The 21,392-nt window shown below is 42.3% G+C and carries 27 protein-coding genes; all 27 read left to right on the forward strand.

Going from position 1 to position 21,392, the window contains the following annotated elements:
* The first annotated feature begins 103 nt into the window (after positions 1 to 103).
* The 27 genes from ACPLVF_RS03315 to rplF all read left to right on the forward strand — a co-directional run bounded on the left by ACPLVF_RS03315 (position 104) and on the right by rplF (position 21,375).
* Complete coding sequence (locus tag ACPLVF_RS03315; RefSeq protein WP_424906399.1) at positions 104 to 382, forward strand: FtsB family cell division protein; 279 nt, start codon at positions 104 to 106, stop codon at positions 380 to 382.
* 73 nt (positions 383 to 455) lie between these two features.
* Positions 456 to 839, forward strand: a complete 384-nt coding sequence (locus ACPLVF_RS03320; RefSeq protein ID WP_424906400.1) for a S1 RNA-binding domain-containing protein — start codon at positions 456 to 458, stop codon at positions 837 to 839.
* Between the two features lie 60 nt (positions 840 to 899).
* On the forward strand, positions 900 to 1,817 hold the full coding sequence (locus tag ACPLVF_RS03325) for a Ppx/GppA family phosphatase (RefSeq protein WP_424906401.1): 918 nt from the start codon (positions 900 to 902) through the stop codon (positions 1,815 to 1,817).
* Between the two features lie 178 nt (positions 1,818 to 1,995).
* Positions 1,996 to 5,616: a DNA-directed RNA polymerase subunit beta gene (gene rpoB / locus ACPLVF_RS03330; protein ID WP_424906402.1), complete on the forward strand. Its 3,621-nt coding sequence runs from the start codon at positions 1,996 to 1,998 to the stop codon at positions 5,614 to 5,616.
* A gap of 45 nt (positions 5,617 to 5,661) precedes the next feature.
* Complete coding sequence (gene rpoC / locus ACPLVF_RS03335) at positions 5,662 to 9,195, forward strand: DNA-directed RNA polymerase subunit beta' (RefSeq protein WP_424906403.1); 3,534 nt, start codon at positions 5,662 to 5,664, stop codon at positions 9,193 to 9,195.
* A gap of 97 nt (positions 9,196 to 9,292) precedes the next feature.
* The gene (locus tag ACPLVF_RS03340) at positions 9,293 to 9,538 is read left to right on the forward strand and encodes a L7Ae/L30e/S12e/Gadd45 family ribosomal protein (protein WP_424906404.1); all 246 of its coding nucleotides are present in this window, start codon (positions 9,293 to 9,295) and stop codon (positions 9,536 to 9,538) included.
* A 71-nt stretch (positions 9,539 to 9,609) separates the two neighbouring features.
* Positions 9,610 to 9,984 carry a 30S ribosomal protein S12 gene (rpsL, locus tag ACPLVF_RS03345; RefSeq protein ID WP_068748404.1) on the forward strand — a complete coding sequence of 125 codons (375 nt, stop codon included), beginning with the start codon at positions 9,610 to 9,612 and terminating at the stop codon, positions 9,982 to 9,984.
* Positions 9,985 to 9,999: 15 nt separating this feature from the next.
* Positions 10,000 to 10,473 carry a 30S ribosomal protein S7 gene (gene rpsG, locus ACPLVF_RS03350; protein ID WP_424906405.1) on the forward strand — a complete coding sequence of 158 codons (474 nt, stop codon included), beginning with the start codon at positions 10,000 to 10,002 and terminating at the stop codon, positions 10,471 to 10,473.
* A 45-nt stretch (positions 10,474 to 10,518) separates the two neighbouring features.
* The gene (fusA, locus tag ACPLVF_RS03355; RefSeq protein WP_424906406.1) at positions 10,519 to 12,588 is read left to right on the forward strand and encodes an elongation factor G; all 2,070 of its coding nucleotides are present in this window, start codon (positions 10,519 to 10,521) and stop codon (positions 12,586 to 12,588) included.
* A gap of 41 nt (positions 12,589 to 12,629) precedes the next feature.
* The gene (gene tuf, locus ACPLVF_RS03360) at positions 12,630 to 13,832 is read left to right on the forward strand and encodes an elongation factor Tu (protein ID WP_424906407.1); all 1,203 of its coding nucleotides are present in this window, start codon (positions 12,630 to 12,632) and stop codon (positions 13,830 to 13,832) included.
* A 19-nt stretch (positions 13,833 to 13,851) separates the two neighbouring features.
* Positions 13,852 to 14,178 carry a 30S ribosomal protein S10 gene (rpsJ, locus tag ACPLVF_RS03365; protein ID WP_424906448.1) on the forward strand — a complete coding sequence of 109 codons (327 nt, stop codon included), beginning with the start codon at positions 13,852 to 13,854 and terminating at the stop codon, positions 14,176 to 14,178.
* Positions 14,179 to 14,203: 25 nt separating this feature from the next.
* Positions 14,204 to 14,836: a 50S ribosomal protein L3 gene (gene rplC, locus ACPLVF_RS03370; protein WP_424906408.1), complete on the forward strand. Its 633-nt coding sequence runs from the start codon at positions 14,204 to 14,206 to the stop codon at positions 14,834 to 14,836.
* 25 nt (positions 14,837 to 14,861) lie between these two features.
* Positions 14,862 to 15,485: a 50S ribosomal protein L4 gene (gene rplD / locus ACPLVF_RS03375; protein ID WP_424906409.1), complete on the forward strand. Its 624-nt coding sequence runs from the start codon at positions 14,862 to 14,864 to the stop codon at positions 15,483 to 15,485.
* Positions 15,485 to 15,775 carry a 50S ribosomal protein L23 gene (rplW, locus tag ACPLVF_RS03380; RefSeq protein WP_424906410.1) on the forward strand — a complete coding sequence of 97 codons (291 nt, stop codon included), beginning with the start codon at positions 15,485 to 15,487 and terminating at the stop codon, positions 15,773 to 15,775. The genes rplD and rplW overlap by 1 nt, the downstream gene beginning before the upstream one ends.
* A 38-nt stretch (positions 15,776 to 15,813) precedes the next feature.
* On the forward strand, positions 15,814 to 16,641 hold the full coding sequence (gene rplB / locus ACPLVF_RS03385) for a 50S ribosomal protein L2 (RefSeq protein WP_424906411.1): 828 nt from the start codon (positions 15,814 to 15,816) through the stop codon (positions 16,639 to 16,641).
* A 20-nt stretch (positions 16,642 to 16,661) separates the two neighbouring features.
* The gene (rpsS, locus tag ACPLVF_RS03390; protein ID WP_424906412.1) at positions 16,662 to 16,946 is read left to right on the forward strand and encodes a 30S ribosomal protein S19; all 285 of its coding nucleotides are present in this window, start codon (positions 16,662 to 16,664) and stop codon (positions 16,944 to 16,946) included.
* A gap of 25 nt (positions 16,947 to 16,971) precedes the next feature.
* On the forward strand, positions 16,972 to 17,310 hold the full coding sequence (rplV, locus tag ACPLVF_RS03395) for a 50S ribosomal protein L22 (RefSeq protein WP_424906413.1): 339 nt from the start codon (positions 16,972 to 16,974) through the stop codon (positions 17,308 to 17,310).
* A gap of 2 nt (positions 17,311 to 17,312) precedes the next feature.
* A complete protein-coding gene (gene rpsC, locus ACPLVF_RS03400; RefSeq protein ID WP_424906414.1) occupies positions 17,313 to 18,008 on the forward strand; it encodes a 30S ribosomal protein S3 in 696 nt (231 codons plus the stop codon).
* A complete protein-coding gene (gene rplP / locus ACPLVF_RS03405; protein ID WP_424906415.1) occupies positions 17,980 to 18,414 on the forward strand; it encodes a 50S ribosomal protein L16 in 435 nt (144 codons plus the stop codon). Before rpsC ends, rplP begins: the two co-directional genes overlap by 29 nt.
* Positions 18,404 to 18,613 carry a 50S ribosomal protein L29 gene (gene rpmC, locus ACPLVF_RS03410; protein ID WP_424906416.1) on the forward strand — a complete coding sequence of 70 codons (210 nt, stop codon included), beginning with the start codon at positions 18,404 to 18,406 and terminating at the stop codon, positions 18,611 to 18,613. Before rplP ends, rpmC begins: the two co-directional genes overlap by 11 nt.
* A 16-nt stretch (positions 18,614 to 18,629) precedes the next feature.
* Positions 18,630 to 18,887 (forward strand): 30S ribosomal protein S17, encoded by a 258-nt coding sequence (gene rpsQ / locus ACPLVF_RS03415; RefSeq protein WP_424906417.1) that lies wholly within the window; start codon positions 18,630 to 18,632, stop codon positions 18,885 to 18,887.
* A gap of 24 nt (positions 18,888 to 18,911) precedes the next feature.
* The gene (rplN, locus tag ACPLVF_RS03420) at positions 18,912 to 19,280 is read left to right on the forward strand and encodes a 50S ribosomal protein L14 (protein WP_424906418.1); all 369 of its coding nucleotides are present in this window, start codon (positions 18,912 to 18,914) and stop codon (positions 19,278 to 19,280) included.
* 15 nt (positions 19,281 to 19,295) lie between these two features.
* Positions 19,296 to 19,619 (forward strand): 50S ribosomal protein L24, encoded by a 324-nt coding sequence (gene rplX / locus ACPLVF_RS03425; protein WP_424906419.1) that lies wholly within the window; start codon positions 19,296 to 19,298, stop codon positions 19,617 to 19,619.
* A gap of 24 nt (positions 19,620 to 19,643) precedes the next feature.
* Positions 19,644 to 20,183 (forward strand): 50S ribosomal protein L5, encoded by a 540-nt coding sequence (rplE, locus tag ACPLVF_RS03430; RefSeq protein ID WP_424906420.1) that lies wholly within the window; start codon positions 19,644 to 19,646, stop codon positions 20,181 to 20,183.
* Between the two features lie 18 nt (positions 20,184 to 20,201).
* Complete coding sequence (locus tag ACPLVF_RS03435; protein WP_424906421.1) at positions 20,202 to 20,387, forward strand: type Z 30S ribosomal protein S14; 186 nt, start codon at positions 20,202 to 20,204, stop codon at positions 20,385 to 20,387.
* Positions 20,388 to 20,410: 23 nt separating this feature from the next.
* Positions 20,411 to 20,809, forward strand: a complete 399-nt coding sequence (gene rpsH / locus ACPLVF_RS03440) for a 30S ribosomal protein S8 (RefSeq protein ID WP_424906422.1) — start codon at positions 20,411 to 20,413, stop codon at positions 20,807 to 20,809.
* A gap of 26 nt (positions 20,810 to 20,835) precedes the next feature.
* Positions 20,836 to 21,375, forward strand: a complete 540-nt coding sequence (rplF, locus tag ACPLVF_RS03445; RefSeq protein ID WP_424906423.1) for a 50S ribosomal protein L6 — start codon at positions 20,836 to 20,838, stop codon at positions 21,373 to 21,375.
* Positions 21,376 to 21,392 lie beyond the last annotated feature (17 nt).

The raw sequence follows: 21,392 nt of genomic DNA on the forward strand, positions 1-21,392 counted from the left end.
CTGGGAAGGAATTTCTTTTTTTTTGTAGAATAATAAATATACTTATATAATTGTAGAACTTAAAAGGATATGACTTTTTGTCTACGAAAAGAAGGTGAAGCCTTTGAAAGGGCCCAAGTTTAAAATAAGACACATTTTGCTTTTACTTTTTGTTTTTTATTTCATATCTACCTTGATATTTCAACAGCTTAAGTTAATAGAACTTAAAAGGGAAGAAGAAAATCTAAAGGCAAGTATAAACGAAGCTTTACAGGAAAAACAGCGTTTGATGAAGGAAATTGAGCTTTTGAACGATAAAAGCTATATTGAAAAAATTGCAAGGGAACAGTTGAGGTTGGTAAAACCGGGTGAGTTTATATATGTAATTTCCGATGATAAATAATATTGACGGTATATAAAAGATGGTATATAATTACCTTATCAAGTGAAAATCTAAGGGGAGGAATTTTTGTATAATGGCTTTAGAAGTAGGCCAGATTGTAGAAGGAAAGGTTACAGGAATTACTAAATTCGGAGCTTTCGTGGAATTATCCGAAGGCGTCACAGGTTTGGTGCACATTTCCGAAGTTGCCGACAGTTATGTAAAGGACGTGAGAGAGTATCTTAACTACAACGATGTGGTAAAGGTTAAGGTTATCGCTATTTCCGAGGATGGCAAGATAAGCTTATCAATTCGAAAATTAAAGGAGAACAGTAGAAATAACAGAAAGATGTCGGCTCAGAGTTTTGAAGAGAAACTGGCAAAGTTTTTAAAAGAAAGTGAAGAGCGTCAGCAAGACCTGAAAAGGTATGAGTCAAAAAGGGGTGCTGGCAGCGGGTCTCGAAGAAGGGCATATTAAAGAAGAAAGTTTCCAGGGTTTTTACCCTGGTTTTTTAATTCTATAATCGGGGTGAAAAAGGTGAAGGCTTGCATTGACATCGGTTCCAATTCAATTAGGCTCCTTATAGCAAAGGTTTTTGAAAGCCATATTGAGCCTGTCTATAAAAAGCTGACTACAACGCGTTTGGGAAAGGGCATTTCCGAAGATGGTTTTCTAAAAGAAGATTCTGTAATTTCAACGATTAATGCTATTAAAGAATACATAGAAATTTCTAAAAAATACGGTTGTAATGAAATAATTGCCTTTGCGACTTCTGCCGTCAGGGAGGCAAAAAATAAAGAAGAATTTTTAAGAAAAGTAAAAAAAACTATTGGACTTGATGTATTAGTGATATCGGGCGAGGATGAAGCGAGACTTTCCTATAAAGGTGCGAGAGCGGGCTTAGGGTTAAAGGGTAAAGCAGCTGTTATAGATATAGGCGGTGGCAGCACTGAAATTACCTACGGGGAAGAAAGTCCTATAGAAAGTGAGAGCTTTAAAATGGGTGCAGTGAGGTGGACCCAAAGGTTTTTGAAAAGCGACCCTCCCCAGGAGGAAGAGATTGAAAGTTTATATGAAGAGGAAAAAGAAATGTTAAAGGATTTTGCTTTAAGATTTATTACTTTTTCAAGAGGGGAGGCTAAAGCGGTGGCGGTAGGCGGGACTGCCACAACCGCTTGTGCTATAAAGCTTGGCCTTGCTGCTTACGATTGGAAAAGGGTGCATGGACAAATAATATCAAAAGAAGAGCTTGTAAGAATCTGTGAGGAACTTCTAAGCCTTCCCCTCGAAGATAGAAGAAAAATCCCGGGTTTGATGCCTGAGAGAGCAGATATAATTATTACGGGCCTTTTGATTTTGAAAAATATTATGGATATATTGGAGATTAATGAAATAGTTGTATCCGAATCGGACTTAATGGAAGCGATTTTAGTTGACAAATTTGCATTAATGTGATAATATTATAGACTGCATGATTATAGGCAATTTCAGGTTCAATGGTATAAATTTGTAAGATTAAGGAAAAACTTAAAAAGGGTTTACTTTGTTCGGGAAAAACCAAAAGCAGGTTCGGGGGAAAAAAGCAAACCTTGCTTTTGGCTATTTTTACTTTTATAAAGGGGTGAAAAAATAAATGGTACGTCCGGTAAAAGTGGGAGGACGCACCCGTTGGAGTTTTTCAAAAATCGAAGAAGTTAAGGAACTTCCCTACCTTATAGAAATTCAAAAAAGGTCCTATGAATGGTTTTTAAAAGAGGGACTTCGTGAAGTTCTTTTGGAATTTTCCCCTATCGAAGATTTTACTGGAAATCTCGTTTTAGAGTTTGTCGATTATTATTTAGAAAATAATCCAAAATACTCCGTCGACGAATGCAAGGAAAGAGATGTTACATATGCTGTGCCTATGAAGGTCAAGGTGCGCCTGGTAAACAAGGAAACGGGCGAGGTTAAGGAACAGGACGTATTTATGGGAGATTTCCCTTTGATGACGGAAAACGGCACCTTTATAATCAACGGTGCTGAAAGGGTAATAGTAAGCCAGCTTGTGCGTTCACCGGGAGTATATTTTGACAGGCAGATCGATAAGAACGGTAGAGCCCTTCATTCAGCTACTCTCATCCCCAATAGGGGAGCATGGCTCGAAATGGAGACCGACTCTAATGAGGTTATTTACGTCAGGGTTGACAGGACGAGAAAAATACCTGTTACCGTATTATTGAGGGCTATTGGATTTGGGAGCAATGCGCAGATTTTAGAGCTCTTAGGAGAGGACGAAAAAATCCTCAGGACCTTAGAAAAAGACAATACGGAAAACCAGGATGAAGCTCTGCTTGAAATATATAAAAGGTTGAGGCCGGGAGAACCGCCCACTATTGAGAATGCCAGAGCATTATTAGAATCCCTGTTTTTTGACCCCAAGCGATACGACCTTGCGAACGTAGGCAGGTATAAGTTTAATAAAAAGCTAAGGCTAAGGGGTAGAATAGTAGGGAAAATAGCAGCAGAGGATATAATAAATCCAAAAACGGGAGAAATTGTTGTAAAAAAGGGAGAAAAGATTTCAAGAAAGACTGCAGAACTTTTAGAAAAGCTTAAAATAAATGAAGTGAAATTGTTAATAGAAGAAGAAAAGGTTGTAAAGGTAATCGCAAACGGCTACAGTGAAGAGGATGGGGAAGATGTATTTCGGAAAGAAAGGTATATTACTCCTTTAGACATAGCAGCATCTATTAATTACCTTTTAAATTTATCTTACGGGATAGGGGATATTGACGATATAGACCATTTGGGGAATAGAAGGGTTAGATCTGTAGGAGAGCTGTTGCAGAATCAGTTCCGCATAGGCCTTGCAAGGATGGAAAGGGTTATTAAGGAAAGAATGACCATACAGGATGTGGACGCTATCACGCCGCAGGGCCTTATAAACATTAGACCTCTTGTTGCTGCTATAAAAGAGTTTTTCGGCAGCAGCCAGCTTTCTCAATTCATGGATCAGACTAATCCCCTTGCTGAACTCACCCATAAAAGAAGGCTCAGCGCTCTTGGGCCGGGAGGCTTGAGCAGGGAAAGAGCCGGTTTTGAGGTTCGAGATGTCCACCATTCCCATTACGGACGCATGTGTCCTATAGAAACCCCTGAAGGTCCCAATATCGGGCTTATCAGCTCTCTTTCTACTTATGCGAGGGTAAATGAATACGGATTTATTGAAACTCCCTACAGAAAGGTGGACAAGGAAAGGGGAGTAGTAACCAACGAAATCGAGTACCTTACTGCGGATGAAGAAGAAGAATTTATAATAGCACAGGCCAACGTGCCCCTTGATGAGGAAGGCAGATTTAAGCAAAAAAGGGTTACTGCAAGATTTAGGGACGACATAGTTGTGGTTCCTGCAGAAGAAGTGGACTATATGGACGTATCGCCAAAACAGCTTGTAAGTGTTGCTACAGCTTTAATCCCATTCCTTGAACACGACGATGCAAACAGAGCCCTAATGGGTTCTAACATGCAAAGACAGGCTGTACCCCTTATTACTACCGAAGCTCCTCTTGTGGGCACCGGGATAGAGTGGAAGGCTGCTGTAGATTCGGGTGTTATGATTATTGCCAAAAATTCCGGTGTAGTGGAGAGGGTTACAGCGCGGGAAATAGTGATACGCAGGGACAGCGATAAAGGCCTTGATGTCTACAAGGTTCACAAGTTCATTCGCTCAAACCAAGGCACCTGCATAAACCAAAGACCTATTGTCAAAAAGGGCGATTGGGTAAATGCGGGACAGCCTATTGCTGACGGCCCATCCACTGACCAAGGGGAGCTTGCCCTGGGCAAGAACGTGCTTGTTGCCTTTATGCCGTGGGAAGGTTACAACTATGAGGATGCTATATTGATTTCTGAGAGATTGGTCAAAGACGATGTGTTTACTTCTATTCACATAGAGCAGTACGAAGCAGAAGCTCGGGATACTAAACTTGGCCCTGAAGAGATAACAAGGGATATTCCAAACGTTGGGGAAGAAGCTTTAAAAGATTTAGATGAAAGAGGCATAATTAGAATAGGTGCAGAGGTCAGGGCAGGAGACATACTTGTGGGCAAGGTAACTCCAAAGGGTGAGACGGAGCTTACTGCTGAAGAAAGGCTGTTGCGCGCCATTTTTGGAGAAAAGGCAAGGGAAGTGAGGGACACTTCTCTTCGCGTGCCTCACGGTGAATACGGCATCGTAGTGGATGTTAAGGTTTTCAGCCGTGAGAACGGCGATGAACTGCCGCCTGGAGTAAATCAGCTTGTCAGGGTGTATATTGCACAAAAGAGAAAAATATCCGAAGGAGATAAGATGGCGGGACGGCATGGGAACAAGGGTGTAATTTCAAGGATTATGCCTGTGGAAGACATGCCCTTCCTCCCTGATGGGACTCCTATTGATATCGTTCTCAACCCCCTTGGTGTACCTTCTCGAATGAACATAGGCCAGGTGCTGGAAACACATTTAGGTTGGGCAGCAAAGGCTTTGGGCTGGCATGTGGCCACTCCCGTTTTTGATGGTGCCAGCGAAGAAGAAATCTTTGAACTCTTGAAAAAGGCTGGATTGCCGGAGGACGGGAAAATCGAGCTTAGAGATGGAAGAACAGGAGAATTCTTTGATAGAAAGGTCACAGTAGGTTACATGTACATGTTGAAGCTTGCTCACCTTGTCGACGACAAAATTCATGCGAGGTCAACGGGTCCCTACTCTCTTGTTACTCAGCAGCCCCTTGGCGGAAAGGCCCAGTTCGGAGGGCAGAGATTCGGAGAAATGGAAGTTTGGGCCCTTGAAGCATATGGAGCAAGTTATACTTTGCAGGAGCTTTTAACTGTAAAGTCCGATGATGTTGTGGGACGTGTAAAGACCTACGAGGCTATTGTCAAGGGAGAAAACGTTCCTGAACCGGGAATACCTGAATCCTTTAAGGTTTTAATAAAAGAATTGCAGTCTCTGTGTCTTGATGTAAAGATCCTTTCTGAAGACGAAAAAGAAATTGTTCTTAAAGATATAGATGAAGATGAAGGAGAAGAAGCCCTTGATATTAACATGGAAGGGCTGGAAGACCAAGGGAATGTTGTCCCGCAGGAAGAACTTATTGAAAGCAATTACGAGGAAGTAGAAGAGGAACCGGATGAAGAAGAACTTTTCGACGAATCGTTTATAGAAGAGCAGGATTTAGATTTTCCAGATGAAGGCTTCAATGAAGATTTTTACAATGAAGGGGAAGAGGATTTCTAATCCTCTCCCTATAACTTAACTAATTTAAGAAGGGAGAGAAACCCTTTGCTGGAGCTTAATTTTTTCGACAAGATTGAGATAGGTCTTGCTTCACCGGAAAAGATTAGGGAATGGTCAAAGGGCGAGGTTAAAAAACCCGAAACTATAAATTACAGGACTTTAAAACCGGAAAAAGGAGGACTTTTTTGCGAGAGGATTTTTGGGCCTGTAAAGGATTGGGAATGCCACTGCGGAAAGTACAAGAGGGTTAGGTATAAAGGAGTAGTTTGTGATAGGTGCGGTGTCGAAGTCACAAAATCCAAGGTACGCAGGGAAAGAATGGGACATATTGAACTTGCAGCACCTGTATCCCACATATGGTTTTTGAAAGGAATTCCCAGCAGAATAGGGCTAATGCTCGATATGTCTCCGAGGGCTTTAGAAAAGGTTATATATTTTGCCTCGTATATAGTTATAGATCCCGGTAATACTCCTCTTACCAAAAAACAGCTCCTTACAGAAAAGGAGTACAGAGAGTATAGAGAAAAATACGGAAATGCCTTTAAAGCTGGGATGGGTGCAGAAGCAATAAAAGAGCTCCTCAAGGAAATCGATTTGGAGCAACTATCAAAAGAGCTCAGGGCGGAATTGAAAGAGGCAAACGGCCAAAAGAAGGTAAGAATATTAAGAAGGCTTGAAGTAGTAGAAGCTTTTAGAAAATCGGGCAACAGGCCGGAATGGATGATCTTAGAGGTGATTCCGGTTATACCCCCTGACCTGCGCCCAATGGTACAGCTCGACGGTGGACGTTTTGCCACATCCGATTTAAACGACCTTTACAGGAGGGTTATAAACAGAAACAACAGGTTAAAGAGGCTGTTGGATTTAGGCGCTCCCGACATTATAGTAAGAAACGAGAAAAGGATGCTTCAGGAAGCTGTTGATGCCTTAATAGACAACGGCAGGAGAGGTAAGCCGGTTACAGGGCCGGGTAATAGACCTTTAAAATCTTTAAGCGATATGCTTAAAGGAAAACAGGGAAGGTTCAGGCAAAACCTCTTGGGTAAGCGCGTTGACTATTCCGGTCGTTCCGTTATCGTGGTTGGTCCGGAATTGAAATTGTACCAGTGCGGTCTTCCGAAGGAAATGGCGTTAGAGCTTTTTAAACCCTTTGTTATGAAAAAGCTTGTTGAAAAAAATTATGCTCACAACATTAAAAGCGCCAAGAGGATGGTTGAAAGGGTCAAACCCGAGGTTTGGGATGTTTTAGAAGAAGTGATAAAAGAACACCCTGTGCTTTTGAACAGGGCTCCAACGCTGCATAGGCTCGGTATTCAAGCTTTCGAGCCGGTGTTGGTTGAAGGAAGGGCAATTCAAATTCATCCATTGGTGTGTACCGCTTACAATGCAGACTTTGATGGAGACCAGATGGCTGTTCATGTTCCCCTTTCAGCGGAGGCTCAGGCTGAAGCAAGGCTTTTAATGCTTTCTACCAATAATATTTTAAAACCTGCAGACGGTAAACCTGTAGTTACACCAACCCAGGATATGGTACTCGGCTCTTACTATCTAACGATAGAAGTAAAAGGCGAAAAGGGAGAGGGCAGAATATTCTCTTCAGTGGAAGAAGCAATGCTTGCTTATGATGCGGGAGAAGTAGGGCTTCATGCACCCATAAAGGTTAGGATTACAAAAGAAATAGATGGCAAAAAGCGCTCGGGTATAATTACTACAACTGTTGGCAGGATTATCTTTAATGAATGTATCCCGCAGGACCTGGGTTTTGTGGATCGCACAAAAGAAGAAAACCTTTTTGAGTTGGAATTAAACACCTTAGTGGATAAGAGCAAGTTAGGGGAAATCGTTGACCGCTGTTACAAAAAGCACGGGACGACTTTGACGGCAGAAATGTTAGATAAAATAAAGACTGTTAGCTTCCATTACGCTACAAAAGCAGGTATAACCATTGGCATTACGGATATAGAAATACCGAAGGATAAATGGAAGATACTCGCAGAAGCCGATGAAAAGGTCGACCAGGTTGAATTAATGTATAGAAGGGGTCTTATATCAGAGGATGAAAGGTATGAAAAAGTAATTGAGATATGGGAAAATGCTACTAACAAAGTAACCGAAAGTTTAATGAACAGCCTTGATAGATTAAATCCCATTTACATGATGGCAAATTCCGGTGCTCGAGGCAACAAACAGCAGATAAGACAGCTTGCAGGAATGAGGGGCCTTATGGCAGATACCGCAGGTCGAATCATAGACCTACCCATTAAGGCTAACTTCCGGGAAGGTCTTACTGTGCTGGAATACTTCATTTCGACCCACGGCGCTCGAAAGGGACTTGCAGATACGGCTCTCAGGACTGCGGACTCTGGGTATCTCACAAGAAGGTTGGTCGATGTAAGTCAGGACGTTATAGTGAGGGAAGTTGACTGCGGCACAACCGAAGGAATAACCGTTAGGGCAATAATGGACGGCAAGGATGTAATAGAATCTTTGAAAGAGAGAATAGACGGAAGGTATGCAAGAGAGGATATCATCGATCCTAAAACGGGAGAAATACTTGTCAGAGAAAATGAGATGATAACCGATGAAATCGCTGAAAAAATAATAAAAGCAGGTATCACCGAAGTTAAGATAAGGTCAGTGCTTACCTGCAGGACAAGACACGGTGTCTGCGCCAAATGCTATGGCAAAAACCTTGCAACGGGTAAACCGGTTGAAGTGGGAGAAGCAGTAGGTATTATAGCTGCTCAATCCATCGGCGAACCTGGAACCCAGCTCACCATGAGAACCTTCCACACCGGTGGTATTGCAGGCCATGACATAACACAAGGTTTGCCGAGGGTTGAAGAATTGTTCGAAGCCAGGAGGCCCAAAGGCCAAGCGGTTATTACCGAAATCGGCGGGACGGTGCGCATAATAGAAAACAAAAAGAAGAGGGAAGTGGAAATCACCAGCGATACCGGAGAAACCAGGGTATACCAGATTCCTTACGGTGCAAGGCTTACTGTGGAAAACGGCAGCAGGGTTGAACCAGGCGATGAGCTTTGTGAAGGTCCTATAAACCCCCACGACATACTGAGAATCAAAGGTGTAAGAGGAGTTCAGGCCTATTTACTGCAGGAAGTTTTGAAGGTATATAGAATGCAGGGTGTAGATATCAACGACAAGCATATTGAGATTATAATCAGGCAGATGCTTAGAAAGGTTAAAATAGAAGATCCGGGAGATACGGATCTATTACCAGGAGAACTCATTGATATTTTTGAACTGGAAGAAATCAACGAAAAGGCAAAACAGGAAGGCAAAAAGCCTGCAGAAGCAAGAAGGGTGCTCCTTGGTATAACAAAAGCATCCCTTGCGACCGATTCCTTCCTATCAGCTGCTTCCTTCCAAGAAACAACAAGGGTTCTTACAGAGGCATCTATAAAAGGAAAGGTAGATCCGCTGATTGGCCTTAAAGAAAATGTTATAATTGGCAAACTTATCCCAGCAGGAACTGGTATGAAGAGGTACAGAAACATAAAAATTATTTGTGAAGGCCAAGAAGAAAACGCTTCTACCACAGAGAATAATAAAGCTTGAGTCTTACTTTGTATTGACAGAGACTATATCGAATGCTAAAATATATTAGTGCGTGTTCAGGCTTCGAAGAGCTAAGGTAATAAGGAGGGCATGAAACATGTTGGACAAATTAAAGAGTGCCCCCAAGAAAACTGTCGGTACAAAGCAGACTCTAAAGGCGGTTGAAAAAAATCAAGCAGCTGTGGTTTTTATAGCACAAGATGCTGAAGAACACGTTGTTTCAGGCCTGAAAGAATTGTGTCGCACAAAAGGGATAGAAATGGTTTTCGTCCCAACAATGAAGGAATTGGGAGAGGCTTGCGGCATTGATGTAGGGGCAGCATCAGCTGCAATTTTGAATTAACTTGATAAACGGTGCGAATGCCCCTCACGGGGCATTCCTTTTTTTAATTCCTTGGAAGGAGGTGTAAGAATATGCCGACAATGAACCAGCTGGTAAGAAAAGGCAGAGAAAAGGTTACAAAAAAGTCTAAATCACCAGCACTTAAAGGTAATCCGCAAAAACGCGGCGTATGTACCGTTGTTAAAACTACAACTCCGAAAAAGCCGAACTCTGCTTTGAGAAAAATTGCAAGGGTTAGACTCACAAATGGTATTGAAGTTACCGCTTACATTCCTGGTATTGGTCATAACCTGCAGGAACACTCTGTCGTACTAGTAAGAGGCGGTAGGGTTAAAGATTTGCCGGGTGTAAGGTATCACATCATTCGTGGTGCTCTTGATGCTGCTGGTGTGGCTAACAGAAGACAGGGCAGATCTTTGTACGGCGCTAAGAGACCAAAGTCATAATAAGGAGGGAAGAGGATGCCAAGGAAAGGCCACGTAAGAAGGCGCGAAGTTCCTGAAGATCCCATATATAAGAGTAAGATAGTCACAAAACTTATTAACAAACTGATGTATGATGGCAAAAAGAGCATTGCCCAAAGGGCTTGCTATGAGGCTTTTGAGATCATAAGACAAAAGACAGGCAAAGATCCCTTAGAAGTTTTTCAGGAAGCATTAAAAAATGTTATGCCTGTGCTTGAAGTAAGGCCACGCAGGGTGGGTGGTGCTACCTACCAGGTCCCAATGGAAGTACCTGAAAATAGAAGTCTTTCTCTCGGGATACGCTGGCTGGTAGATTATGCTCGTCAAAGGACTGACAAAAGGACAATTAAGGAAAAACTTGCTGCAGAAATAATGGATGCAGCCAATGGAACAGGTGGAGCTGTTAAGAAGAAGGAAGAAACCCACAGAATGGCAGAAGCCAACAGAGCATTTGCTCATTACAGATGGTAATTTTTTGGTACCCAGGCTATTTTACGGGAGAAAGGGGTGGAAAGAATGCCTAGACAGGTACCACTGAATAGATTAAGAAATATAGGTATAATGGCACATATAGATGCCGGTAAAACTACTACAACGGAAAGAATACTGTTTTATACCGGAAAAGTTCATAAATTAGGAGAAGTTCACGAAGGCACCGCTGTAATGGACTGGATGGAACAGGAGCAAGAGAGGGGCATTACAATTACTGCTGCATCCACTACGTGTTATTGGAAAGATCATCAAATTAATATTATAGATACGCCCGGGCACGTTGATTTTACCGTGGAGGTAGAGCGTTCTCTACGCGTCCTTGACGGAGCGGTAGCTGTGTTTTGTGCAAAAGGAGGAGTAGAGCCCCAGTCCGAGACGGTATGGCGCCAGGCAGATAAATACGGAGTTCCAAGGATAGCCTATGTAAACAAAATGGATATCATTGGAGCAGATTTTTACAATGTCGTCAAACAAATTAGGGAGAGGCTTGGGGCTAATCCGGTACCTATACAGATCCCCATAGGGGCAGAAGATACCTTCCGCGGTATCGTGGATCTGGTTAACGAGAAAGCTTATATCTATACAAATGACTTGGGTACTGAGATACAAGAGACACCAATTCCTGATGAAGTCAAGGATAAAGCTGAAGAATACAGGGAAAAGATGATAGAAGCATTGGCAGATGTTGACGAAGAGATAATGACAAAATATTTAGAAGGGGAAGAGCTAACGCCTGAGGAAATTAAAAGCGCTTTAAGGAGGGCTTGCATTGCGGTTAAAGCTGTTCCTGTAATTTGTGGTTCTTCTTACAGGAACAAGGGTGTGCAACTATTACTGGACGCAATAGTGGATTACCTGCCGTCACCCCTTGATATACCTGCTGTAAAAGGTATAAACCCAGAGACAGGAGAAGAAATTGAAAGGCGTGCCAGCGATGATGAGCCTTTTTCCGCTTTGGCGTTTAAAATAATGAGCGACCCCTATGTAGGAAAGCTCACTTATTTTAGAATATACTCAGGTGTGTTAAAAGCAGGGTCTTATGTATATAACTCTACGAAGAATAAAAAGGAAAGAATCGGTAGAATTTTAAGGATGCACGCAAATCACCGACAGGAAATGGAAGAGGCAATGACAGGAGAAATTGTTGCAGCAGTAGGTTTAAAGGATACAACAACAGGCGATACACTATGTGCTGAGGATAAACCAATAATATTAGAGTCCATGCAGTTCCCTGAACCTGTTATACACGTAGCGATTGAGCCAAAGACAAAAGCCGACCAGGAAAAGATGGGGATTGCTCTTCAAAGGTTGGCAGAAGAAGATCCTACCTTTAGAACCTATACTGATCCTGAAACCGGGCAAACTATTATAGCTGGTATGGGAGAACTCCATTTAGAGATCATAGTAGACAGGATGTTCAGGGAATTTAAGGTAGAGGCAAATGTTGGAAAACCACAAGTAGCATACAAGGAAACAATAAGAAAGGCAGTGAAGGCAGAAGGAAAATATATAAGGCAGACCGGTGGGCGCGGTCAGTACGGTCATGTATGGCTTGAGATAGAACCCCTTGAACCGGGTAAAGGCTATGAATTTGTGAACAAGATAGTAGGCGGTGTAATACCCAAAGAATACATTCCTGCAGTAGATGCTGGTGTTCGCGAAGCCCTTGAAAATGGCGTATTAGCAGGGTATCCGGTAGTAGATGTTAGGGTTACTCTGTTTGATGGTTCCTACCATGAGGTAGACTCTTCAGAAATGGCCTTTAAGATAGCTGCGTCGCTTGCTTTTAAGGAGGCCATGAAGAAGGCTGATCCAGTGCTTTTAGAACCCATAATGAAGGTCGAAGTGGTAGTACCCGAAGAGTTTATGGGAGATGTAATCGGAGACATCAATTCAAGACGTGGGCACATAGAAGGAATGGAACCGAGGAGCGGTGCACAGGTAATAAGAGGATATGTACCGCTTGCTGAGATGTTCGGGTATGCTACAGATCTACGCTCCAAGACACAGGGGCGGGGGACTTACACAATGCAGTTCTCGCATTACGCTGAGGTTCCTAAAAATATAGCAGAAGCTATTATCAATAAAAAATAATTTAATATGAAAAATATAAAAATTTTAAGGAGGGCAAAGAAATGGCAAAGCAGAAATTTGAGAGGAAGAAGCCGCACGTAAACGTAGGCACGATAGGGCACGTAGACCATGGCAAGACGACACTAACAGCGGCTATAACAAAGGTATTGTCGAATGCTGGGTTATCACAGTTTGTAGCTTACGATCAGATTGACAAGGCGCCGGAAGAGAGGGAAAGGGGAATAACCATAGCGACGGCGCACGTAGAGTACGAGACAGAGAAGAGGCACTATGCACATGTGGACTGTCCGGGACATGCTGACTATGTAAAGAACATGATAACCGGGGCAGCCCAGATGGATGGAGCCATACTTGTAGTATCAGCTGCAGATGGACCGATGCCTCAGACGAGGGAGCACATTTTGCTTGCGAGGCAGGTAGGGGTACCTTATATAGTAGTATTTTTGAACAAGGTAGACATGGTAGACGATCCTGAATTATTAGAGTTAGTAGAGATGGAGGTAAGGGAACTCTTATCGTCTTATGAATTCCCTGGGGACGAGATACCTGTAATACCTGGGTCAGCGTTGAAGGCATTGGAATGCGGATGTGGCAAGAGGGAATGCCAGTGGTGCGGAGCCATATGGAAGCTAATGGATGCAGTAGATGAGTATATACCGACGCCGCAGAGGGATGCGGACAAACCGTTCCTGATGCCGATAGAAGACGTCTTTACGATAACAGGACGTGGCACAGTAGTAACAGGAAGGGTAGAGAGAGGGACATTGAAGGTAGGAGACGAAGTAGAGATAGTAGGGTTGAGGCCGGAGAAGAAGAAGACGGTAGTAACGGGAGTAGAGATGTTCAGGAAGATATTGGACCAGGCGGTAGCAGGAGACAACATAGGAGCACTGTTAAGGGGAATAAACAGGGATGAAGTAGAGAGGGGCATGGTAATAGCGAAGCCGGGGTCAATCCATCCGCATACGAAGTTTAAGGGGCAGGTATACGTATTGAAGAAGGAAGAAGGAGGAAGGCACACACCGTTCTTTACAGGGTATAGGCCACAGTTCTACTTCAGGACGACGGACGTAACGGGTGTAATCAAGCTGCCCGAAGGGGTAGAGATGGTAATGCCAGGGGACAACCTGGTAATGGAGATAGAGTTGATATCACCGATAGCGATAGAAGAGGGATTAAGATTTGCTATTCGTGAAGGTGGCAGGACAGTAGGCGCTGGTGTTGTAACCGAAATTATAGAATAAGAGCGAGAAACTCATTTTGATGCAAGGAGGGAGCAAAGTGGCCCGACAAAAAATACGCATACGCTTAAAATCCTACGATAGCGGGATTCTTGATCAATCAGCACAGAAAATAGTAGAAACGGCAAAACGCACAGGGGCCAAGGTATCAGGCCCCATTCCACTGCCGACAGAGAGAAGCTTGATTACAATTTTAAGAGCTCCTCATAAATACAAGGATTCCCGCGAACAATTTGAGATGAAAACGCACAAAAGGCTTATAGACATTCACGAGCCAACAAATAAGACGGTGGATGCATTAATGAAATTGGATTTACCTGCAGGAGTTGACATCGAAATAAAATTGTAAGTGGAAAGATGGGAGGTGGAAGAGAATGAGAAAAGCAATACTCGGCAGAAAGTTAGGCATGACCCAGTATTTTACCGAAACAGGTGAGGCAATACCAGTGACTGTAATCGAAGCTGGGCCCTGTGTAGTCGTTCAGAAAAAGACTATTGAGAACGACGGTTACGAAGCGCTAAAGGTGGGATTTTTGGATGTTAAAGAGAGCAAACTTTCAAAGCCTCTACTGGGTCAATTTAAAAAATATCAGCTGAAGCCGAAAAAGTATTTAAGAGAAATTAAGATTGACGAAATGGATAAATACAATATCGGGGATGAAATAAAGGTTGATATTTTTAAACCTGGAGAAAGAGTAGATATTACCGGTATATCCATTGGTAAAGGATTTGCCGGTGGTGTAAAAAGGTGGAACTTCAATAGAGGGCCTATGTCCCACGGTTCAATGTACCACAGAAGACCTGGTTCAGGTGGTGCAACAGACCCTGAAAGGGTCTTTAAGGGAAAGAGAATGCCGGGACATTTGGGGCATGAAAGGGTTACCGTACAAAACCTTGAAATTGTTAAGGTTGACCCTGAAAGAAACATTATGCTTGTAAAAGGTTCTGTACCTGGGATTAAAAAATCTCTCTTATACATTAAATCTACAGTAAAGGGCGGTAAGTAGACGAAAGACGGAAAGGAGGAGCCCAATGCCAAAGGTTGCATTATATAACATACAGGGAGAACAAATAGGTGAAGTTGAACTTGCAGACAGCGTTTTTGGGCAGGAAGTAAAACCTGAGGTAATGCATCAAGTAGTATTGAACTACTTGGCAAATCAAAGGTTGGGAACGGCTTCAACCAAAACAAGAGGCGAAGTTAGAGGCGGTGGAAGGAAGCCTTGGAGGCAAAAAGGCACCGGTAGGGCAAGGCACGGTAGTATAAGGTCGCCTCTTTGGATAAAAGGTGGTATTGTTTTTGGCCCAAAACCGCGTTCTTATAAATATAAGCTTCCTAAGAAGCTTAAGAGGGTTGCTTTAAAATCAGCACTTAGTGCGAAAGTAAGAGATAATGAAATAATTGTTGTTGATAAATTGGATATTGAACAGCCTAAAACTAAAGCAATGGTTAAAATACTTGAAAATTTAAAAGCTGATAAGAAATCCTTGATCGTAATGGAAACTCCAAATATTAATGTACAAAGATCAGCAAGGAACATACCGGGTGTCAAGACAATTACTGTAGATACAATTAATGTTTATGACATACTTAATCACGAAACACTTATCATGACATTGGATGCAGTAAAAAAGGTCGAGGAGGTGTACGCATAATGAAAGATCCCCATGACATAATTCTTCGCCCATGGATTACAGAAAAATCCATGGCGTTAAAGGAACTTGGGAAATACACTTTTGTTGTTCATCCGGATGCAAACAAGACAGAAATAAAAAATGCTGTAGAAGCCATTTTCGGAGTTAAGGTGGAAAAGGTAAACACCATAAATGTGCGCGGTAAAAAGAAAAGAGTTGGCGTACATCAGGGAAAAAGGCCGGACTGGAAAAAGGCAATAGTTACTTTGAAAAAGGACAGCAAGCCTATAGAATTCTTCGAGAGCTTGTAATATAATCCTGCCACACTGAAAAGAAGGAGGGAAAAAAGGTGGGCATAAAAAAGTTTAAACCCACTTCGCCGGGTATAAGATTCATGACAGTATCCACCTTTGAAGAGATAACAAAAACAGAACCAGAAAAATCTTTGGTAGAGATTCTAAAGTCAAAGGCCGGTCGCAATATGCAGGGTAGGATTACTGCAAGACACCGTGGTGGCGGCCATAAAAGGAAGTATAGAATTATTGATTTCAAAAGAAATAAAGATGGTATACCTGCTAAGGTAGCTGCTATAGAGTATGATCCCAATCGTTCGGCAAGGATTGCGCTTTTACACTACGCAGATGGAGAAAAAAGGTATATCCTTGCACCGGTTGGCTTAAAAGTAGGAGATACTGTAGAATCCGGTCCTAATGCAGATATAAAACCAGGCAATGCACTACCCCTTGCCAATATTCCGGTAGGTACATTAGTCCATAATGTTGAACTGTATCCAGGCAGGGGAGGACAGCTTGCAAGAGCTGCTGGTGCTGCTGCTCAGGTTATGGCAAAAGAAAATGGTTATGCAATATTGAGGTTGCCTTCTGGAGAAATGAGGTTAATTCCAGAAGAATGCAGGGCTACGGTAGGGCAGGTAGGAAATTTAGAACATGAAAATATATCCATTGGTAAGGCCGGACGATCAAGATGGCTTGGTATAAGACCGCATGTGCGTGGTTCTGCTATGAACCCTGTAGACCATCCGCATGGTGGCGGTGAAGGTAAAGCACCAATTGGCCGTAAGCATCCGGTAACTCCATGGGGTAAACCGACGCTTGGTTATAAGACCCGTAAGAAGCACAAGGCATCAGATAAATTTATTATTAAACGTCGCAAATAAGGTGAAAGGAGGCGCAGGTGATGGGGCGCTCTGTTAAAAAGGGACCTTTTGTTGATCCAAAATTGTTAAAGAAAATAAGGGCTTTAAACGAAAAAAGAGAAAAGAAGGTAATAAAGACCTGGTCAAGAGATTCCACGATAATACCCGAAATGGTAGGACATACTATAGCGGTCCATGATGGAAGGAAACATGTGCCGGTCTATATAACTGAAGACATGGTAGGCCATAAATTGGGAGAATTTGCACCTACACGCACTTTCAGAGGTCATGGAGCTCATACAGAAAAGTCTACAGCCCTTAAGTAATTAGGTTGAAAAGGAGGTAAAAAAAGTGGAGGCCAGGGCGCAAGCACGATATGTCCGAATAGCCCCTCGAAAGGTAAGGATTGTCCTGAACCTAATAAGAGGGAAAAGCGTTCAGGAGGCCCTCTCAATATTAAAATTTACGCCAAAGAGGGCTTCCAAGATAGTTGAAAAATTGATACGTTCAGCTGTAGCTAATGCAGAAAATAATCACAACATGAATCCAGATGCGCTGTATATTTATAGATGCTATGCTGATCAGGGACCAATGATGAAAAGATTTCATGCACGAGCAATGGGTAGGGCGGCAATGGTAAGAAAAAGAACAAGCCACATTACCGTAATATTGAAAGAGAAGGAGGGATAATTTTGGGTCAAAAAGTACACCCTCATGGATTGAGACTCGGAATAATTAGGGATTGGGATTCGCGCTGGTACGCAGAGAAAAATTTTTCAGACCTTGTCATTGAAGACTATAATATAAGAAAATATATAAAAACGAAGTTTTACCAAGCAGGGATTTCAAAGATCGAGATTGAAAGAGCAGCAAATAGGGTTAAAGTAATAATCCATACAGCAAAGCCGGGAATGGTAATAGGAAAAGGCGGAACCGGTGTAGAGGAATTAAGGGTTGAATTAGAATCTATGACAAAAAAGCAGGTTTCTATAAATGTTGTTGAAATTAAAAACCCTGATCTTGATGCCCAGCTTGCAGCAGAAAATATAGCAGCCCAGATAGAAAGAAGAATTTCTTATCGCAGAGCCATGAAACAGGCAATTGCAAGGGCTTTTAAAGCTGGAGCAAAAGGTGTAAAAACAATGGTTAGCGGTAGATTAGCAGGTGCAGAAATAGCAAGGTCCGAATGGTATAGGGAAGGGACGATTCCTCTGCAGAAGCTCCGCGCTGACATAAGCTACGGTTTTGCAGAAGCCCATACCACTTATGGCAGAATTGGTGTTAAGGTTTGGATATACAAAGGCGACGTCCTCCCCAAAACAAAGGGCGAAAAGACAGCAGAAGGAGGGGCGGTAGAAAATGTTAATGCCGAAGCGGGTGAAGTATAGAAAGCAACAAAGAGGAAGGATAAAGGGCAGGGCTACAAGGGGTACAGAGATAACATATGGAGAATACGGTCTGCAGGCTTTAGAACCTGCATGGGTAACCAGTGCACAAATCGAGGCGGCAAGGGTAGCTATTACGAGGTATGTAAAGAGGGGCGGAAAGGTTTGGATTAAAATATTTCCGGATAAACCTGTCACCAAGAAACCTGCTGAAACCCGTATGGGTAGCGGTAAAGGTTCACCTGAATTTTGGGTAGCTGTTGTAAAGCCAGGTAGAATTCTTTTTGAGCTCGCAGGCGTATCTGAAGAGGCAGCTAAGGAGGCTTTGACCTTAGCCGCACATAAGCTGCCGATAAAGACTAAAATAGTAAAGCGCGAAGGATTGGGCGGTGATGTAAATGAAGGCTAAACAAATAAGAGAGATGACCGATCAGGAATTGATGCAAAAGTTGAAGGAGTTAAAAGGGGAGCTTTTTAATCTGAGATTTCAGAAAGCGGTAGGTCAGCTGGATAATCCTATGAGGATTAGAGAGGTAAAAAAGACTATCGCCAGAATAAAGACGATTTTGACCGAAAGGGAAAGACAAGCAAAGGCACAAAAAGCTTGATTAAAGGAGGGATACGATGGAGCGCAAAAACAAAAGGAAGGTCAGGATAGGCGTAGTAGTTAGCGACAAAATGGATAAAACCATCGTTGTAGCAACTGAGAAATTAATTAGGCACCCTCTATACGGAAAGACCATAAAGAGGACAAAGAAGTTCAAGGCCCATGATGAAAATAACGAATGCCGCGTAGGAGATATAGTTAAAATAATGGAAACAAGGCCTCTTAGCAAGACAAAGCGCTGGAGATTGGTCGAAATAATAAAGAGAGCCCAGTAATCTTTTAGGAAGGAGGGTTAGGGCATGGTACAGGTACAAACCCGACTTAATGTAGCTGATAATACCGGAGCAAAAGAAATAATGTGCATTCGAGTATTGGGAGGATCTAATAGAAAATTTGCGGGTGTTGGCGATATTATTGTTGCATCGGTAAAAGACGCTGCCCCAGATGGTATGGTTAAAAAGGGCGATGTCGTAAAGGCAGTTATAGTAAGGACAAGAGCCCCGAAAAGAAGGCCGGACGGTTCTTATATAAGGTTTGACGACAATGCAGCAGTAATTATAAACGATGATCTAAACCCAAAAGGAACAAGAATTTTTGGCCCGGTAGCCAGGGAGTTAAGGGATAAAAATTTTACTAGGATTATTTCCCTTGCGCCCGAAGTTCTATAATGGGAGGTGTAAAATGTGGGCAAAGTCCATATCAAAAAAGGGGATACGGTAGTTGTTATATCGGGCAAAGATAAAGGGAAGAAGGGAAAGGTTTTAAGGGTATTTCCCAAGGAAAGTAGAGCGATTGTAGAAGGCGTAAATATGGCAACAAAACATAAAAAACCTTCACCCAAGTTCCCTCAGGGTGGAATTATACATCAAGAACTTCCAATATATACTTCAAAATTGATGATTGTCTGTGGAAAATGCGGAAAAGCCACTCGAGTTGGGCATACTTTTTTAGAAGACGGTACAAAAGTAAGGGTATGTAAAAAGTGTGGAGAAGTAATTGATAAATAACCATAGCTGAAAGGAGGGAATTTAATGCCCAGACTTAAAGAAAAATATGAAAACGAAGTAGTACCAGCACTGATGAAAAAATTCAATTATAAATCCGTTATGCAGGTTCCAAGACTGGAAAAAGTCGTAATTAATATGGGTATAAGTGACGCTAAGGAAAATCCTAAAGCGATAGAATCTGCTTGCAATGATATAGCTGCAATCACAGGGCAAAAGCCTGTTGTAACTAAAGCTAAGAAATCTATTGCATCTTTTAAAATACGTAAAGGAATGCCTATTGGAGCAAAGGTTACCCTTCGGGGAGTAAGGATGTACGATTTCCTTGACAAACTGTTTAACATAGCATTGCCAAGGGTGCGTGACTTCAAAGGTGTTTCTCCTGATTCCTTTGACGGCAGGGGGAATTATACCTTAGGAATAAAAGAGCAGTTGATTTTCCCTGAAATAGACTACGATAAGATTGATAAAATTAGGGGAATGGATATAACTATAGTCACAACTGCAAAGACTGATGAAGAAGCAAGGGAACTTTTGAAAAACCTCGGCATGCCATTTGCTCGATAAGAAAGGAGGAGGGTATAAATGGCAAAGAAATCCCTCATAGCAAAACAAAAGAGGCCTCAGAAGTTTTCCACAAGATACTATCACAGGTGCAGGATTTGCGGTAGGCCAAGGGCTTATTTAAGAAAATTTGGGGTATGCAGGTTGTGCTTCAGACAGCTTGCGCATAGGGGAGAAATCCCGGGAGTGAAAAAGGCAAGTTGGTAATTGCGACGAAAGGAGGTATTTCAATGGCAATTACAGATCCTATTGCAGATATGCTTACTCGAATCAGAAATGCAAATGATGCCGGACATCTTACGGTGGAGATTCCCTGTTCAAAAATGAAGAAGGCTATTGCTCAAACCCTAAAAGATGAAGGTTATATACAGGATTTTGAAGTTATCGAAGATGGCAAGCAGGGCATCATTAAAATATACCTTAAATATGGGCCCAATAAGGAAAAAGTTATTACAGGAATAAAGAGGATTTCAAAACCAGGGCTCAGGATTTATGTGAGAAAGGATCAGATTCCAAAGGTATTAAACGGCTTGGGAATTGCTATACTTTCTACTTCAAAAGGAATAATGACTGATAAAAAAGCAAGGCAAGAGGGAGTAGGTGGCGAAGTAATTTGCTACGTATGGTAATCTAAAAGCAAGGGAGGTGCTAAAACATGTCCAGAGTAGGAAAAAAGCCGGTAGAAATACCAAAGAACGTTGAAGTTAAAATTGAAGGAAATAAGGTTACTATAAAAGGCCCCAAAGGCACAATAACAAAAGAATTTCACAAAAGTATGACTATCAAAATGGAGGATGGCAAGGTAATTGTTGAGAGGCCATCTGATGAAAAAGAGCATAAGGCTCTGCACGGTTTGACCAGAAGTCTTATAGCAAATATGGTGAACGGGGTTGTCAATGGTTATCAAAAAAGCTTAGTTCTGGAAGGTGTAGGCTACAGAGCGGCAAAACAGGGCAATAAGTTGGTATTGACAGTTGGTTATTCTCATCCGGTAGAAATTGAAGCTCCTGCAGGAATTGAATTTGAGGTTCCTGCGCAGAACAAAATCATTGTGAAGGGGATAGACAAGGAGCTTGTAGGGATCGTTGCAGCAAACATCAGAAAGGTAAAAGAACCCGAACCTTATAAAGGAAAGGGTATAAGATACGAAGACGAAGTAGTAAGGAGAAAAGTAGGTAAGGCCGGTGCTAAATAAGGCAAAAAGGAGGGTTG

This window comes from Thermovenabulum sp. (assembly GCF_049701175.1).
In the GTDB taxonomy this organism is placed as follows: domain Bacteria; phylum Bacillota; class Thermosediminibacteria; order Thermosediminibacterales; family Thermosediminibacteraceae; genus Thermovenabulum.

Excerpts from the sequence above, each read along its gene's own strand:
- rpoB (WP_424906402.1), top strand. The coding sequence starts at position 1,996 with ATGGTACGTCCGGTAAAAGTGGGAGGACGCACCCGTTGGAGTTTTTCA.
- tuf (WP_424906407.1), top strand. The coding sequence starts at position 12,630 with ATGGCAAAGCAGAAATTTGAGAGGAAGAAGCCGCACGTAAACGTAGGC.
- rplE (WP_424906420.1), top strand. The coding sequence starts at position 19,644 with ATGCCCAGACTTAAAGAAAAATATGAAAACGAAGTAGTACCAGCACTG.
- ACPLVF_RS03340 (WP_424906404.1), top strand. The coding sequence starts at position 9,293 with ATGTTGGACAAATTAAAGAGTGCCCCCAAGAAAACTGTCGGTACAAAG.
- rplD (WP_424906409.1), top strand. The coding sequence starts at position 14,862 with ATGCCAAAGGTTGCATTATATAACATACAGGGAGAACAAATAGGTGAA.
- rpsJ (WP_424906448.1), top strand. The coding sequence starts at position 13,852 with ATGCAAGGAGGGAGCAAAGTGGCCCGACAAAAAATACGCATACGCTTA.
- rpsS (WP_424906412.1), top strand. The coding sequence starts at position 16,662 with ATGGGGCGCTCTGTTAAAAAGGGACCTTTTGTTGATCCAAAATTGTTA.
- rpsQ (WP_424906417.1), top strand. The coding sequence starts at position 18,630 with ATGGAGCGCAAAAACAAAAGGAAGGTCAGGATAGGCGTAGTAGTTAGC.
- ACPLVF_RS03435 (WP_424906421.1), top strand. The coding sequence starts at position 20,202 with ATGGCAAAGAAATCCCTCATAGCAAAACAAAAGAGGCCTCAGAAGTTT.
- ACPLVF_RS03320 (WP_424906400.1), top strand. The coding sequence starts at position 456 with ATGGCTTTAGAAGTAGGCCAGATTGTAGAAGGAAAGGTTACAGGAATT.
- rplW (WP_424906410.1), top strand. The coding sequence starts at position 15,485 with ATGAAAGATCCCCATGACATAATTCTTCGCCCATGGATTACAGAAAAA.
- rplP (WP_424906415.1), top strand. The coding sequence starts at position 17,980 with ATGTTAATGCCGAAGCGGGTGAAGTATAGAAAGCAACAAAGAGGAAGG.
- rplF (WP_424906423.1), top strand. The coding sequence starts at position 20,836 with ATGTCCAGAGTAGGAAAAAAGCCGGTAGAAATACCAAAGAACGTTGAA.
- rplC (WP_424906408.1), top strand. The coding sequence starts at position 14,204 with ATGAGAAAAGCAATACTCGGCAGAAAGTTAGGCATGACCCAGTATTTT.
- rpsL (WP_068748404.1), top strand. The coding sequence starts at position 9,610 with ATGCCGACAATGAACCAGCTGGTAAGAAAAGGCAGAGAAAAGGTTACA.
- rpmC (WP_424906416.1), top strand. The coding sequence starts at position 18,404 with ATGAAGGCTAAACAAATAAGAGAGATGACCGATCAGGAATTGATGCAA.
- rplN (WP_424906418.1), top strand. The coding sequence starts at position 18,912 with ATGGTACAGGTACAAACCCGACTTAATGTAGCTGATAATACCGGAGCA.
- rpsG (WP_424906405.1), top strand. The coding sequence starts at position 10,000 with ATGCCAAGGAAAGGCCACGTAAGAAGGCGCGAAGTTCCTGAAGATCCC.
- rpsH (WP_424906422.1), top strand. The coding sequence starts at position 20,411 with ATGGCAATTACAGATCCTATTGCAGATATGCTTACTCGAATCAGAAAT.
- fusA (WP_424906406.1), top strand. The coding sequence starts at position 10,519 with ATGCCTAGACAGGTACCACTGAATAGATTAAGAAATATAGGTATAATG.